The organism is Pseudoroseomonas sp. WGS1072 (assembly GCF_049340465.1).
Classification (GTDB): Bacteria; Pseudomonadota; Alphaproteobacteria; order Acetobacterales; family Acetobacteraceae; genus Pseudoroseomonas.
This window is the reverse complement of record NZ_JBMPSU010000001.1, coordinates 3,084,408-3,099,194: the sequence shown is the minus strand read 5'-3', so window position 1 is coordinate 3,099,194 and position 14,787 is coordinate 3,084,408. Positions and strand designations below refer to the sequence as shown.

The 14,787-nt window shown below is 68.5% G+C and carries 13 protein-coding genes; 9 read left to right on the top strand and 4 right to left on the bottom strand.

What is annotated here, in order from left to right:
• Positions 1-24 precede the first annotated feature (24 nt).
• On the top strand, positions 25-2,391 hold the full coding sequence (locus ACF3NH_RS14540; protein WP_109517863.1) for a heavy metal translocating P-type ATPase: 2,367 nt from the start codon (positions 25-27) through the stop codon (positions 2,389-2,391).
• 408 nt (positions 2,392-2,799) lie between these two features.
• Here ACF3NH_RS14540 and ACF3NH_RS14535 read toward each other — a convergent pair whose 3' ends face one another.
• Entirely contained in the window at positions 2,800-3,033 is a 234-nt protein-coding gene (locus tag ACF3NH_RS14535; protein ID WP_099095894.1) for a hypothetical protein, read from the bottom strand.
• Between the two features lie 202 nt (positions 3,034-3,235).
• Here ACF3NH_RS14535 and ACF3NH_RS14530 point away from each other — a divergent pair, with 202 nt between their 5' ends.
• From ACF3NH_RS14530 to ACF3NH_RS14500, 7 genes are all read left to right on the top strand, one after another.
• A complete protein-coding gene (locus tag ACF3NH_RS14530) occupies positions 3,236-3,493 on the top strand; it encodes a four-helix bundle copper-binding protein (RefSeq protein WP_422923749.1) in 258 nt (85 codons plus the stop codon).
• A gap of 97 nt (positions 3,494-3,590) precedes the next feature.
• Positions 3,591-5,120, top strand: a complete 1,530-nt coding sequence (istA, locus tag ACF3NH_RS14525) for an IS21 family transposase (RefSeq protein ID WP_419900794.1) — start codon at positions 3,591-3,593, stop codon at positions 5,118-5,120.
• Positions 5,110-5,892 carry an IS21-like element helper ATPase IstB gene (istB, locus tag ACF3NH_RS14520; RefSeq protein ID WP_419900795.1) on the top strand — a complete coding sequence of 261 codons (783 nt, stop codon included), beginning with the start codon at positions 5,110-5,112 and terminating at the stop codon, positions 5,890-5,892. Before istA ends, istB begins: the two co-directional genes overlap by 11 nt.
• A gap of 858 nt (positions 5,893-6,750) precedes the next feature.
• On the top strand, positions 6,751-7,284 hold the full coding sequence (locus ACF3NH_RS14515; RefSeq protein WP_099095876.1) for a hypothetical protein: 534 nt from the start codon (positions 6,751-6,753) through the stop codon (positions 7,282-7,284).
• An 86-nt stretch (positions 7,285-7,370) separates the two neighbouring features.
• Positions 7,371-7,880 (top strand): hypothetical protein, encoded by a 510-nt coding sequence (locus ACF3NH_RS14510; RefSeq protein ID WP_141563146.1) that lies wholly within the window; start codon positions 7,371-7,373, stop codon positions 7,878-7,880.
• 168 nt (positions 7,881-8,048) lie between these two features.
• A complete protein-coding gene (locus ACF3NH_RS14505; protein ID WP_141563145.1) occupies positions 8,049-8,342 on the top strand; it encodes a hypothetical protein in 294 nt (97 codons plus the stop codon).
• Positions 8,343-8,469: 127 nt separating this feature from the next.
• Positions 8,470-8,958, top strand: coding sequence for a hypothetical protein (locus tag ACF3NH_RS14500; RefSeq protein WP_099095873.1), 489 nt, complete (start codon positions 8,470-8,472; stop codon positions 8,956-8,958).
• A 221-nt stretch (positions 8,959-9,179) separates the two neighbouring features.
• On the opposite strand, the gene ACF3NH_RS14495 is transcribed toward ACF3NH_RS14500, so the two are convergent.
• Together ACF3NH_RS14495 and ACF3NH_RS14490 are read right to left on the bottom strand one after the other, a co-directional pair.
• Positions 9,180-11,108 (bottom strand): competence protein CoiA family protein, encoded by a 1,929-nt coding sequence (locus tag ACF3NH_RS14495; protein ID WP_099095872.1) that lies wholly within the window; start codon positions 11,106-11,108, stop codon positions 9,180-9,182.
• A 282-nt stretch (positions 11,109-11,390) separates the two neighbouring features.
• Positions 11,391-12,467 carry an IS5 family transposase gene (locus tag ACF3NH_RS14490; protein ID WP_422922789.1) on the bottom strand — a complete coding sequence of 359 codons (1,077 nt, stop codon included), beginning with the start codon at positions 12,465-12,467 and terminating at the stop codon, positions 11,391-11,393.
• A 178-nt stretch (positions 12,468-12,645) separates the two neighbouring features.
• Between ACF3NH_RS14490 and ACF3NH_RS14485 the strand changes: the two genes are divergently transcribed.
• Entirely contained in the window at positions 12,646-12,939 is a 294-nt protein-coding gene (locus ACF3NH_RS14485; RefSeq protein ID WP_099095871.1) for a hypothetical protein, read from the top strand.
• Positions 12,940-12,979: 40 nt separating this feature from the next.
• On the opposite strand, the gene ACF3NH_RS14480 is transcribed toward ACF3NH_RS14485, so the two are convergent.
• Entirely contained in the window at positions 12,980-14,656 is a 1,677-nt protein-coding gene (locus tag ACF3NH_RS14480) for a hypothetical protein (protein ID WP_099095870.1), read from the bottom strand.
• Between the last annotated feature and the right edge of the window lie 131 nt (positions 14,657-14,787).

The following is a 14,787-nucleotide window of genomic DNA, read 5'->3' as shown; positions in this document are numbered from 1 at the left end:
AGCAGTCTTGGAGGAGTCCCGCAGATGGGAGAGCATCACCACCATCACCATGGTCACGGCGCTCATACGCCAGCTAACGACGACCAGACTCTGGTGCGCGACCCGGTCTGCGGGATGACGGTTGACCCTGCCAAGACGCCGCACCACGCCCACCACGGCGGCGCCGCGTTCCATTTCTGCTCGGCTGGATGCAAGGGAAAGTTCGAGGCTCACCCGGACAGGTACCTGAAGCCGGAGAAGGCTGTCGCGCCGACGGCTGCGCAGAAGGCCGCCATCTACACCTGCCCCATGCACCCGGAGATCCGGCAGCAAGGCCCGGGCAACTGCCCCATCTGCGGCATGGCCCTGGAGCCGCTGGAGATTACTGCCGAGGCCGCGCCCAACGAGGAACTCGCCGACATGACGCGGCGGTTCTGGATCGGCCTGGTGCTGACCCTTCCTGTCCTCGTCCTGGAGATGGGCGCCCACATCCCGGGCCTCGGCATCCATCACCTGGTGCCGCCCAGGGTCTCCGTTTGGGTCCAGTTCCTGCTCGGGACGCCGGTCGTGCTCTGGGCGGGCTGGCCCTTCTTCGTGCGCGGCTGGCAGTCGTTCAGGAACCGCAGGCTGAACATGTTCAGCCTGATCGCCCTCGGGACCGGCGCCGCCTACCTCTATAGCCTGGTCGCGACCTTCGCGCCTGGCGTCTTCCCCGAGGGCTTCCGCGGCATGGACGGCACCGTCGCCGTCTACTTCGAGGCGGCCGCCGTCATCACGGTGCTCGTCCTGCTCGGCCAGGTGCTGGAGTTGCGCGCCCGCGAGCAGACTGGCGGCGCCATCCGCGCCCTGCTGAACATGGCGCCCAAGACGGCGCGGCGCCTCAAGGAAAGCGGCGAGGACGAGGAGATCCCGCTGGCCGAGGTGAGCGTCGGTGACCGGCTGCGGGTGCGTCCGGGCGAGAGCGTGCCGGTGGACGGCGCGGTGCTGGAAGGGAGCGGCGCCGTGGACGAGTCCATGGTCACCGGTGAATCCCTGCCGGTCGAGAAGGCGCCGGGGTCCAAGGTCATCGGCGGCACCGTGAACGGCACCGGCGCGCTGGTCATGCGGGCGGGCAAGGTCGGCTCCGACACCATGCTGTCCCGCATCGTCGCCATGGTCGCCGAGGCGCAGCGCAGTCGGGCGCCCATCCAGCGCATGGCCGACACGGTCTCCGGTTACTTCGTCCCGGCGGTCATCGCCGTGGCGGCGCTGGCCTTCGTCGCCTGGGCAGCCTGGGGCCCGAGTCCCGCGCTCTCCTACGGGCTGATCGCGGCCGTCTCGGTGCTCATCATCGCCTGCCCCTGTGCGCTCGGCCTGGCAACGCCCATGAGCATAATGGTCGGCGTCGGCAAGGGCGCGTCCGCGGGCGTGCTCATCAAGAGCGCCGAGGCGCTCGAGCACATGGAGAAGGTCGACACCCTGGTCGTGGACAAGACCGGCACGCTGACGGAGGGCAAGCCCAAGGTCGTGGCCGTGGTCCCGGCACCCGGCCTGACCGAGGCCGAGGTGCTGCCGCTGGCCGCCAGCCTGGAGCGGTCCAGCGAGCACCCGCTGGCGGCCGCGGTCGTGGCCGCCGCCAAGGAACGCGGCATGGCCTTCCGCGAGCCTGCCGACTTCGCGTCCGTCACGGGCAAGGGCGTGACCGGCACGGTGGGGGGGCGCCAAGTCGCGCTGGGCAACGCGCGGCTGATGCAGGAGCTTGGTGTCGACCTGGGTGGTCTCGCCACCCGGGCCGACGAGCTCCGGCGTGAGGGCGGCACGGCGCTCTTCCTGGCCGTGGACGGCAGGCCGGGCGGCGTCATCGCGGTGGCCGACCCTGTCAAGCAGAGCACGCCCGCCGCGCTGGAGAGCCTGCGCGCCAGCGGCATCCACATCGTCATGCTGACGGGCGACAACCGCACGACGGCGGAGGCGGTGGCCCGCAGGCTCGGCATCGAGGACTTCCAGGGCGACGTCCTGCCCGAGGACAAGCACCGCATCGTCCGGGAGCTCCGCGCCAAGGGGAAGGTCGTCGCCATGGCGGGCGACGGCGTGAACGACGCCCCGGCGCTGGCGGAGGCCGACGTCGGCATCGCCATGGGCACCGGGACGGACGTCGCCATGCAGAGCGCGGGCGTGACCCTGGTGAAGGGCGACCTCGCGGGCATCGCGCGGGCGCGGCTCCTGTCGCGCGCGGTGATGCGCAACATCCGGCAGAACCTGTTCTTCGCCTTCGTCTACAACGCGGCCGGGGTGCCCCTGGCGGCGGGCGTGCTGTACCCGGTCCTGGGCCTGCTGCTCAGCCCGATCGTGGCGGCCCTGGCCATGGCGCTGAGCTCTGTCTCGGTCATCGGCAACGCGCTGCGCCTGCGGGCCGTCCGCTTGCAGGATTAGGCCCGCCTGGTCCTGTGAAGGCATCGGCGTGCTCGCCCCCGGCCGCCAGGGCGAGCACGCCGGTGCTGCAAGGCGACAGCAATGACATCCGGCCTGCGATGCCCCGCAGCTCCAGGCGTCGTGGTCGCATTCGAAGCGAGGTTAAGCGAGGCAGCGCAGGTGCGGAAATCTCCGATGTGCCGCGTTCTTCGCAAGCCGAATAGGAAACCATCCGGCAGACGGACGCTTACTGGCGAAGGCTCGTAGGGCGGATGAACCGATGCGCTGGACGGAAAGCGCGATCCAGGCTGTGACTGCTTTGGTGCTCGCCATATGCGTGTCCATCCTTGCTGTGCCTGCGGTGGCACATAACGCCATGTCCCCGACGTCCCCCCCTGCGGCCCTCACCCAGGCGTCCGCGTACGCTGGTCACGCCACGCCCGCTCCCCACCATGCCCGGATGTCTGGTCCGGCTGCGAAGGCAAGGACGGCAGGCAAGAAGTGCTGCCCGAACTGCGACGGCGATGCCGTCCGGCCAGGCTGCTGCGTCATCGGGCACTGCGGGAGCGGCGCTGCCCTCCTGCCGCCGGTCAGCCCGCAGGTCACGCTCCTGGTCAGCGGCAGCGATTTCTTTGCCATGCCGCCACCTTCGATCGCGGGCATCTTCTCCGACCTTCCTTCTCCACCACCCCGATAAGGCGTCCTGAGCGTCTCCGCAGAGCCCCAGGGCCTGCGGAAGGCGGAGCATGGCCGAGCCCTCCGTCCAACGGGCGCCCGCACCCACGCTCGTCACCTCAATTGGGCAGCCGACCTGCCGAGCAGGCTGGCGAACCCCGCCTCACGGACATCCTAACGGAGAAGAAAGATGCATCAGATGACCCCCGCCATGCAGGCTTGCATCGAGGAATGCCTGCGCTGCCACTCCACCTGCCTGGGCACGGCCATGAACCACTGCCTGGAAGCGGGCGGCAAGCACGTGGAGCCGCATCACTTCAGGCTGATGATGGCCTGCGCCACCATCTGCCAGACCTCTGCCGACATGATGCTGATCGGCACGCCCCACCATAAGCACACCTGTGCCGAGTGCGCCGAGATCTGCGAGGAGTGTGTTGATTGCCACTGAGAGCTGACCCGGTTTGGGGTGAAATTGCCACTGAGAGTTGACCCATGTTCGGACGCTAGCCTCAGCCTTTTGGGCGGGGGCAGCGGGAGTGTTGGACATGGCGTTGTTGAGCGTGATCCGGCGCTGGCATTTCCGGGAGCACCTGTCGATCCGCGCGATCGCCCGCCGGACCGGCCTGTCGCGGAACACCATCCGCAAGTACCTGCGGTCCGAGGCGGTGGAGCCTGTGTTCAGGACCCCCGATCGGCCCAGCAAGCTGGATCCTTTTGCCGAGCGGCTGGCCGCCTGGCTGCGGACGGATGGCCGGAGGCCACGTAAACAGAAACGCACCGCGCGGCAGTTCCACACCGAGCTGGCCGGGCTCGGCTACGACGGCTCGTACCGGCGGGTCGCCGCCTTCGTGCGGGCCTGGCGCGACGACTGGCTTCGCCAGCAGCAGACTTCCGGCCGCGGTGTCTTCGTGCCGCTGGCCTTTGGCCCAGGCGAGGCGTTTCAGTTCGACTGGAGCGAGGAGCATGCCGTCATCGGCGGCGAGCGCACCAAGCTGCAGGTCGCCCACCTCAAGCTCTGCCACAGCCGGGCCTTCCTGGTACGAGCCTACCTGCTGCAGACGCACGAGATGCTGTTCGACGCCCACAACCACGGCTTCCGCGTGCTGGGCGGCGTGCCGCAGCGCGGCATCTACGACAACATGCGCACCGCCGTGGACCGGATCGGCCAGAGCCGGGAACGGCAGATCAACGCCCGCTTCCTGGCGATGGCCAGCCACTATCTGTTCGAGCCCGAGTTCTGCAATCCAGCTTCGGGCTGGGAGAAAGGTCAGGTCGAGAAAAACGTTCAGGACACCCGGCACCGGCTGTGGCAGCCGATGCCGCAGGTCGCCAGCCTGGCGGCGCTGAATGCCTGGCTGGAGCAGCGATGCCTTACCCTCTGGCAGGAGATGCCGCACGGGGTGGAGCCCGGCAGCGTCGCTGCAGCTTGGCGGCAGGAGGTGGACTGCCTGATGCCGGTCCGGCGGGTGTTCGACGGCTTCGTCGATGAGACCAAGCGGGTTTCGCCCACCTGCCTCGTGCACTTTGATCGCAACCGCTACAGCGTGCCCGCCTCCTTCGCCAACCGGCCGGTCAGCCTGCGGATCTACCCCGACCGCATCCTGGTGGTGGCCGAGGGGGCCGTCGTCTGCGAGCACCAGCGGATCATCGAGCGGTCGCACCACGGGCAAGGCCGAACCGTCTACGACTGGCGCCACTACCTGGCGGTGGTCCAGCGCAAACCCGGTGCTTTGCGGAACGGCGCCCCCTTCGCCGAACTGCCGGAGGCGTTCCGGCAGCTCCAGCGTCAGCTGCACGGCAGGTCCGGCGGCGACCGGGAGATGGTCGAGATCCTCTCCCTGGTGCTGCAGCACGACGAGCAGGCCGTTCTGGTCGCCGTGGAGATGGCGCTGCAGGCCGGGGTCGCCAGCAAGACCCATATCCTGAACCTGCTGCACCGGCTGACCGATGGCACCGCGTCCCAGGCGCCGCCGATCGAGGCGCCCCAGGCCCTGGTGCTGGAACAGGAGCCCAAGGCCAATGTGGCCCGCTACGACAGCCTGCGCCCGAGGCAGGGAGGCCGCCATGCGTCATGACCCGGCGGCCGCCGCCATCGCCATCATGCTGCGCAGCCTCAAGATGCACGGCATGGCCCAGGCCGCGGCCGAACTGACCGAGCAGGGCGCGCCTGCCTTCCAGAGCGCGATCCCCATCCTGTCGCAGCTGCTCAAGGCCGAGATCGCCGAGCGCGAGGTCCGCTCCATCGCCTACCAGCTCAAGGCTGCCCGGTTCCCTACCTACAAGGACCTGACAGGCTTCGACTTCGCCAGCAGCCACCTCGACGAGGCCCTGGTGCGCCAGCTCCACGCCGGTGCCTTCATGGACAGCGCCGACAATATCGTGCTGGTCGGCGGACCGGGCACCGGCAAGACCCACGTGGCCACCGCGCTCGGCGTCCAGGCGGTCGAGCACCACCGCAAGCGGGTGCGGTTCTTCTCCACGGTGGAGCTGGTCAACATGCTGGAGCAGGAGAAAGCCGCCGGAAGGGCCGGACAGATCGCGGCCCGCCTGCTCCATGCCGACCTGCTGATCCTCGACGAGCTGGGCTACCTGCCGTTCAGCGCCTCAGGCGGTGCCCTGCTGTTTCATCTGCTCAGCAAGCTCTACGAGCAGACCAGCGTCATCATCACCACCAACCTCAGTTTCAGTGAGTGGGCGGCGATCTTCGGAGATGCCAAAATGACCACCGCACTCCTCGACCGGCTCACCCACCACTGCCACATCCTGGAGACCGGCAACGACAGCTTCCGCTTCAGGAACAGCTCCGCCACCCAGGCCCAGCCTGAAAGGAAACCACAGCCGACCTGACGAGATCTGAAAACCCCGCATCCACAACCCGGGTCAGATCTCCGTGGCAACCCCGGGTCAGCTCTCAGTGGCAATCAACACTCTCGGGTCTCGGCCTGCGCGGGCGCGGCCACCCCGAGGAAAGCCGCCGCGGTCCCCGCCAGCGCGAGCAGCCTACCCGCCCGCGGCACCAAGGCCCCTGCCCGGTTTGGCTTCGTGGTCCCGGCCGCTGTGGCGCCGGACGTCGGCTTCGACGACATCGCCGTGAACTCCTGCTTCGCGCATATCGAACGTCGGTTCGATATTTGTGGAAACGTCGTATCATCTCGCCAAGAAGCTGTCTGTTTCAGTTCCGTGAACTCTCCCCGTCGGGGGAGGGGCATTTGATGCCAGTTGATGGCGGGCGTACGGCGCATCAGCGAAGCCCTGGCGGGCTGCCAGCCGTCCTGCCCGCGCCTGGCGGAAGCCGGATGGGAGCCTCCGCGCAGCCAACGACGTGCGCGGAACCCAGAGCGGTCAACCCTGTTTCTCGGCCTGCCGCCGCACCTCGTCGCTGGCCGACTAAGGCATGCCGAACCGGCGGCGCGCGGTCCCCCTGGAATCTATTCAAGATTCGGAGCCGATTCCGCTCGCGGAATCAGTCGGTTACGGGGCTCTTCCCCTACGGATCGCGCGGAACTTCACTACGGATCGCGCCGGAATGGCTTCCCTGGACGCAGTGACGCCGACGCGGCGGCGCCGGTGGCCGATTGACCCTGCGCATTTACCGTGGAGCTCCACGCCCTGTGGGGCGGCGCTTGCTGGCCGTGGAGTTCCACGGTATTCGCGTTGCCCCTTGGCACCGTCGAGGTCCGCCGAGAAACAAGGATTGGGCGCTGCATGGGCACGCCACCGATAGCAGAACGCGACAAGGAACTGCTGCGGCTGCTGCGGTCCGAGTTCGGGTTCGACCTCGAAGGCTGGCTGCGGGCGCACGGCGCCAAGCTGTACTCGGACGCTCTCAGGAGCGTCCTGCACGCGTACTCGCGCGGCCCCGTCGCGGCCAGCGGCGGGTCGGAGCCGATAGGCGAGGCCGCCAGGCAAAGATTTCTCCGGTCGCGCCAGCGCCACGAGGACGATTGGCTGCTGCGCCACGTGCTGGACCCGGTTTCCCCTGACTGCCTGCTTCCTCCGGACCGGGCGAAAGCGCTGCGCGCCCGGCTGCTGGCCAAGCTCCGCGACCGGGCGCGGATCGCCCGTGGCCCTGTCCTGACGGTCCGCGTTTCCGAGGAGACGGCCCTCGGGCTGGACGAGATCGGCCGCAGGCTGTTCGGGTGCACGAGCCGCTCGGAGACGGTGAAGGCGATGGCCCGGGTCGCGACCACGCACCTGAGGTCATCAGAAGGAAAACGGGATGGGTCGGGCGCCGGGTAACCGGGGCTGCCCGCCGCCACGCCGTCGGGGAAAGGACAACCACCATGGGCCGCCGCACGACGCCGAGGCGTGAGAGGATGGCCGCCATGCTGCTCCAGCAGGAGGTCGGCGACGATTGCTTCGCGTGGCTGGCCAAAGCTGGCGTGGCGATGCGGCACCCGGGCGTGCTGAGGCGCGTCGGGCAGTACCGGGAGGCTGGGGGGCCGGAACCCATCCTGGCCTTCCCGCCCGAGGCGACCGACGAAGAGCACAACGCGCTCGCAGATTCATTCCCGGTGCGCCGCACGGCGTGGCGCGCAGCACGTGGCGCCGCGCAGGCGGATTGGCTGACCCGGCACGTGCTGAATCCGCACTCGCCCGACTTGCTGGTGACCGAGAAGTTCGCCGTGGCCACGCGGGCGCGGCTGCTGGCGAAGCTGCGTGACGAGGTGCGCCGGGCAGAGGATTTCCGCACCATCCGAATAGACGCCGAGACTGCCGGATGGCTGGACACGCTGGCCAGTTACAACGGGCTGGGCAGCCGGTCGGCGGCCGTCGAGATGATGGTCCGTGTCGTCATGGAGGCGTCCGGCGGCAAGGCGTCCGCGAAGGATTGACGCCCGGTCATGCGGGCCGTCGCGCGGCCGTCGCCTCCGTCCCGCCGCGCGGCGCCGTTCCTGTGATTGGACCGGCGATCGCGTCGGCGCCACCTTCGCCGCCGCACGCCAGCAAGGCTTGGTCGTTGGTCACCAAGGACGGCGTGCGCGGAAGCAGAAGGAATGCGCATGCCCGGCAAGGACACGACGTTCATCGGCCACACCCCTGCCCCGCTGGCACGCCCGGAGGGACAGCCGCCGGTGGTGCAGGGCGCCGACGGGTCCTGGATGCTGGAGCTGTCGCGGGGCCCCGAGGGCGCGTTCGCTTTCGCCTACGAGCGGGTCGGCGGCATCGTCCGCGTGACCGGCCAAGCGGTGCTGCGGCATCCGGCCGGTCATGTGCTCCAGCCGGTCACCGTCGTTCTGCGCGAGGAGGACGCCGGGAAGCTGGGCGCAGGAATCCTTGGCATCATCGGATCATGAGAGCCGATAGGCGGTCGCGTCGAGACGCGGCGGGCCACAGCCAAATCGGCATAACCCTCTGTGACATTCGCCTGTCGCCGCCCGAGCCAAGCGACTATAGGCTGCCGGGAATTCGCGGATGGCATCCATGGCCGACGACAGCATTGAAACCCCGGCAAAGCCTGGAACCTACCGGCCCGGCGTCGTGATCGGCGCAAGGGTCGCCCTCGCGCACATCACGGAGACTGCTCGAGAGCCCTGCTACGCCATCACCTTCCGGCATCCTCCCCTCTCGGACAGGACGCTCGCGTTCACATCGAGGGGACGCGATCAGCTCATCGATGCGCTCGGCTCCGCACCTGTCGGGCACCTGGTGACCCGGGTGGCGGGCTCGGACATGGCCGCTTTCGATGCGGGGATGGCTGCATTCCAGCAGGCGTCCAGCGGCATGGGATCGGCCGCCAATGCCGGGAACATCAATGACTACGCGACCCGGTCGATGGTCGCCGAGGTGAGCGCCTCGCCGACTTCAAACGATCTCGTCCTCGTCTCTGGACGGCTTCATGAAGGCGGCACCTTCGACATCATCTTGCCGCCGCACGTGGTCCCCGTCCTGATCGGGATGCTGCTCGACTGAGACGCAAGCGAGGCGAGGTGCGGCACCCTCAAGCACGATAGTTCCCAGCGTAATCCTCTGCGGAACGTACGGCCTCGCCCTCTCCACGAGGCGAGCCATCTCGGATGTGGGATCGATCATCGGTTGTCCTCCTGACCTGCCACAACGGAGCAGCGTGCCCCATGTTCGGTCATGGGGGCTGGAAATGGAGCCCTCCAAGCTATCGGCCCGTGCCGATCACCTTACCGCCGCCTGCCCTTAGGCCGCGCCGCATCGAGCAGGCTCCTGCAGCGTTCGAGCGTCCGTTCGTCGACGCACTGTTCCCAGGGCGACCGGCCCAATGCGGGGTGCTTGCCGCGTAGCCACATGTGCGCCCAGTCCGGCTGACCGGGGAAGCGGGCCATCACCTCCGCCTCCAGCCTGCTCCGGCAGCCTGCCACAACGGCGGCAGCCTCCGCCTCCTTGTCGAGGCGGCGCCTCTCGGCTTCCCGGGTCGCCATGATGCGGTCCCGCTCGCCCGCCATCGCCTCGCTGATGCGGTTCCTCGCCTGCCAGTCCAGGGCGAACTGCCCCTCGTCGAGGGGCAGCCCGGTTGCGGCGCTGACCGCATCACAGACCCAGGTCGTGCCCGCATGTTGACCCATCAAGGCGACGGCTCGTGTCATCAGGGTGCCCACGAAGTCCCCTGACTCTTGGCGGCGGCGTTCCGCAGCCTGCCGCGCGAACTCCTCGCGCTCGAGGCGTGCGGCCTCCTGCCGGGCACGCGCCTCGTCCCGGCGCCTCAGCCGCACCGCATCCAGCGGCAGGCCCAGCAAGCCGCCCTCGTACGGACTGGCTTGCGGCTGGACCATCCTCTCGAGCTCATCGAGCCTTCGCATGAGGCGCCCGAAGCCCTCGCCGCCCTCCTCGGCCAGCACACGAGGCACCGCACCGAACTCGGGGACAGCCCTCTCCAGCCAGCCTGCCGTGTCCGCCCAGGGCAGCCCAGCCGCCTTCAGCATGGTGCCCAGCTTGTCCTGGAGTTCACCTTGGCGGCGCCTCGCCTCACTCGCCGCCTCCATCCGCTGCCTGGCTTCCCACCCGACGGTCTGGGCGGCCACCCAGCCCTGGCGGACGCGCATCAGCAGGCCGCGCTCCGCCAGCCAGTCGGCGTAGTCGGCGATGACCTCGTGGGGCGGGCGGAAGCCCGGCACGCGCTCCTGGATGTGCGCGACCAGCTCCGGCTCCCAGTTCCGCCGGATCTGGAACGGCGCCTTGAGCATCTGCCGCTTCTGGAGGGTCCTGAGCGCGGCGTCGCCCGTCACCCAGTGGCCAGCGGCGCCAATGGCGACATGGTCCAGGAACGCCGCCTGCCACGTCTCGGCGACTACCGCGAAGCATCCGTCACCGGGGACGGCCCGGCCGACGAACCCGCCGAAGCCAGCGTCCACGGCCCTGATGCGCCAGCTGGAGTGGCCAGGGCTCACCGGCTCAACCCAGGCGCCCGCGATCTCGTCGGCGATCCGGCCATGGAGCCGCTGCAAGCGCCGCTTCTCGACTGCCGCCCGCTCCGCCGCGATGCGCCGCAGGCGCTCCTCCTCAACGGCGACCTTGGCGTTGTGCAGCCAGTGGCGGGGCGCCGCGCGCAGGACATGCTCGGCGTGCTCGGCACGGGAGGCGTGCCGGGGAACACGGGAGAGGTCTATCTCGACCGCGGGCAGGTTCCGCTCCCGCAGGAGGGCCAGCTTCTCGGGGCCGCAGGGATGGCGGACGTGGAACTCGAGGAGCAGCTCCCTGCCCCGGCCGCGGATGACGGCATCGGGCCGCAGGCCACCCATGTCGACCTCGGCCTCCGCCGCCTCGTAGGGGAAGACGGTGGCGAAGGCGACGTCCTGGCGCAGGCCGTCGACCTCGGCCACCGCGTCCGGCAGGAGGATGTCGCGGGCTTCCAGCACGATCTCCTTGGCCAGCCGGTGCAGGGTGGTTTCCCATGCGCCGACGCAAGCGCGGTCCACGTGGTGGGCGAAGTGGTGGACCTTGATGGCACCCTTGCGGGCCACCAGCCGCTCGCCGCAGCCTGGGCAGCGGCACCGGCACGCCAGCCCCGAGGCCACCTCCGACACGTGGGCCAGGCGGCCATCCTCGGCCAAGCCGTAGGGGAGCCGGGTGCCGTCCCTGTCCAAGTCATGCATCGCGGGAGGCTGGCAGCTGGTTGGTCCGTCCATGGCGCCGGTGAGCTTCGGGGAGGCGGCAGCATAGCATCAACTCGCTGGTTCGGAGCCCCGCCGGACGAGCAGGTCGGCCCCCGCGATGGCTTTGGCTGCCCCGCGGAGGCCATCGGACACCTCGAACTACCCGCTGCTGCATGGCCTTCGCGTGCAGGATGGTCGCCTCAGGCCGTGACGTGCCCCTGTTGACCCGGCTGGGTCACCGGCTTTGGGCGGCGGGTTCTGCCCTTCGTGGACGCTGTGGGGTTATGCGGGCGCAGCTCGGGCGCTGAGCCAGGCCAGGCGGGTGAAGTTGTAAGCCAAGTTGGCGATGCCGATCTTCACCTGGGCCCGGGCCAGGCCGATGGTGCGGACGAACAGCGCCATGCGGTGTTTCTGGGCGGCAAAGACATGCTCGATGCCGGAGCGGATCCGGGCGCGTGATGCATTGGCTTTCGCCTGCTGCTCAGGGAGTTCGCGCCGTGGCGGTCTGCGGAACAGGATGCGCTCGCTCAGCCCGCGCCGTTCCAGCGCTTCCAGATTGCGCTTCGTGCGGTAGGCCGTGTCCGCCCAGACGCGGCTGGCCGTGTTCTCGGGATCGAGCAGGGCAGGAAAGCTACGGCTGTCGTGCTGGGCGGCATCAGTGACCGTCCAGCGGCGGATCAGCCCGTACCGCCGGTCGATGCCGATATGGCTCTTGTAGCCAAAAACCGGCACCGCGATCTGAATGGCTTGGCGCTGCGCACCTTCTGGTTTGGGTTTGGTTCTGCCGCGCTTGAGCGTCCAACGCGCGTCGCGATCCTTCTGCGCCCGCTTGGCCTTTGACCAGTGCGTCGGCGTGTTGCCCTCACGAATAGTGGCTTTCTCATCGAGGGTGAGCTTCTGGCGTGGCGCGGCGATCAGGGTCGCGTCGATGATCTGCCCGCCCATGGCCAAATAGCCTTGCTCGACCAGCACCGCGTCGAAGCGGCGGAACAGCCCTTCGATGGCACCCGCCTGCTTGAGCTGCTCGCGATAGAGCCAGATCGTCTTGGCGTCGGGCACTGCCTGGTGCAGGCCGAGACCTGCGAAGCGCATGAAGGACAGCCGGTCCCGCAATTGGAACTCGGTCTGCTCGTCGGAGAGGCTGTAGAGCGCCTGCAGCACCAGGATGCGGAACATCAGCACCGCGTCATAGGGCGGGCGACCACCGCGGCTGCGATCCGACCGCGCCAGCGCCGCCTCCAGCACGGGCCGGAAGACCTCGAAGCCGACCGCGGCCGCAAGACGTTCCAGCGGATCGCCGGCGGCAGAGAGGGCCGCATACCGCTCATCGACATCGAAGAAGCCAGGCTGACCCGCCATCGCCACTGCCTCCGCTGACCGGAGCCAGTGAATCACCTCAGCGCACTAGCAGCGAGGTATTTCGAAGTGTCCCATCGTTCAGCCCAACAGCCGACAAGCTGTCCTGCGACTTTGCCAGCCTCGGCATCCCACCGTGGAGGTTCAGATGCGTCGGATCGTAGTGGCGGCAGCAGCCGCAATGACAGCGAGTCTGCTCACGCTGGCGGCGCACAACGCGTCCGCGGCCCCTGCCGCCAGCATCCTGGCTGCCCCGCCAGCCGCTGCCCAGACCGTGCAGTACTGGGACCAGCGGCCGTACGACGGCAACTGGGAGCGGCGCCAGCAGTGGCGGGAGTGGCGCCGGGAGCGGGACGAGGCCCTCATCGCCGAGGCCGCGCGGCGCGAAGCCTGGCGCATCGAGCAGGAACGCGAGCAACGCCGGGCGTGGCGGCACCAGCAAGGTTATGGCCCGCGCTACGAACGCGGTTGGTGATTGGAGGCTAGGAAGCGGCACCTCTAGGGAAGCCGCCCCTTCACCCAGTTGAAGGGCCGAAAAGCGCTGCGCGTACCAGAGCCTCGGTGTCCTCATCGCGCACTGAGATGCGCACCGGCACGTCCCTCGTAAATGGCCGCTTCAGGTTCCGTGCATGCACCTCAACCCGGATCGAGCCGCCGTTTCCGGGGAGGCGGTCGAGCCGCGCCACCACGGCCTGCGTCCATACCCTCGGTTGGACGTGATGGCGGAGAAGCTCGCATTCGAGATCCCATCGCGCCTGCAGGCGTACAGGCGCTCCACCTCGCCAGTAGAAATCCTCCGGATCCCGCGGTTTGGGTTGGCGCGGGAACAAGGAATCCACGGGAACTCGCAACTCCTCCATTGGACTGCGGTAGCCCAAGCCGCTGAGCATCTCGCTACCGTGCAAGCCAGGCATTCCCGGCAGGGGCCCAAGACCGGCATCCCGCATGATCTTCTGCATGCGTTCGTGCTCCGCCAAAGCGGATCCGTATGCGCCGCCCGCCTCGGCAATGCGCATGGCCTCGAGAACTGACATCGTCCTGTTCGGCTTCACAGTGTCCGGGGTCGGCTGGGCCACCTCTCGGTAGATTTTACGCCAGCCGGGGGCTTTGGGCGGCGGCCGGAGCGACGTCGGAACAGGCTGCGCAACAGCATTTGCCTTCCCCGCCGCCTTCTTCTTGGGACCATCATCGAGATCCTTGAGAAGCAGTCCGGCTGTTGCCTCCAGGGATACCCGAACACCTTCTGCGGCAGCGACACCGACGTTCTCCAGGCAGAATTTGAATGATGCGTCGAACTCCGGCCGCTGCCGCTGCTTCGGCAGGTTGTCGATGAGGGCGCGTGCCTCTTCAAGCCAGGTGTCGTACGCGGTGTTGTAGGTGGCGAGCTGCTTCTCCGTCGGCCCAACCCAGTCGAACGGTCCCTCGAGTTCCGCGAGGTCGAAGGGCTGGCCTGCGGCAGGTGTGAACGGATCCTTTTCGTCCGCCTCGGTTGGCCTGGGGAACTCGACCACCCGCGGGTGTCGAGCCTGGAGTTCCGCCAGCAGAGCCTCTACCCGTTCCTCGGCCAGGACCGGGTATCGCACCACATCAAGCGGAACGACCCTAGCTGGGGCATCTTGCAGGCGCACCTCGACCGCGATGGCTGGACCATCGCCCTCCATCTCCTCCAGGCGCCTTTCCAGCTCCTTGATCCGCTTGTCGCGCGTGTCCGGCTCGTCGGGCAGTTGCCAGCCCGGTCGCGTGGTACGCACCACCGGCAGACCGTGGCCCGCCGCCTTTTCGAGAGGCCCGCTGTCGGCGGTGAGGACGGTGCAGTCCTCGCCGATCACGTCGCGGAAGTGCAAGACATCGGCGACGAAGGCATCATCCCCAAGGATGAAGGGAGCCTCCAGGTCAGGCGGCACTGCCCAAGCCCCAGGGCGCGGTGGCGCCATCTCAAGGGTCACCCTTGGATCGGCGGCCCGCAGCTCCACCGGCTGCTTCGTCTCCACCACCTCGGCGATGACAGCCGCGTACTTGCGCGCCCTCTTCTGCGGGCGCCCCTGTAGCTCGAACTTCTTCTTGTCAAGTTCCCGAGCGGTGTTGCGGCAGATCACCAGTCTGATGTGGTCGTCCCCAGTGATCTGCGCCCACGGGATAGCTGCCGGATCTTGGTGGTGCAGGAAGAAGTTGGTGTCGGGGAAGACGATCATGGGCGAGCTCCGGCGGCAGCGTCCGGCGACTGGAAGCCGCAACTGCGCTGCCATGGAATCTGCCTCGTTTCTCGGCTGCGATCCAGCCGGTGTTTCACGTTTCAGAAGGCTCGTCACCGGGATCAGCAAGG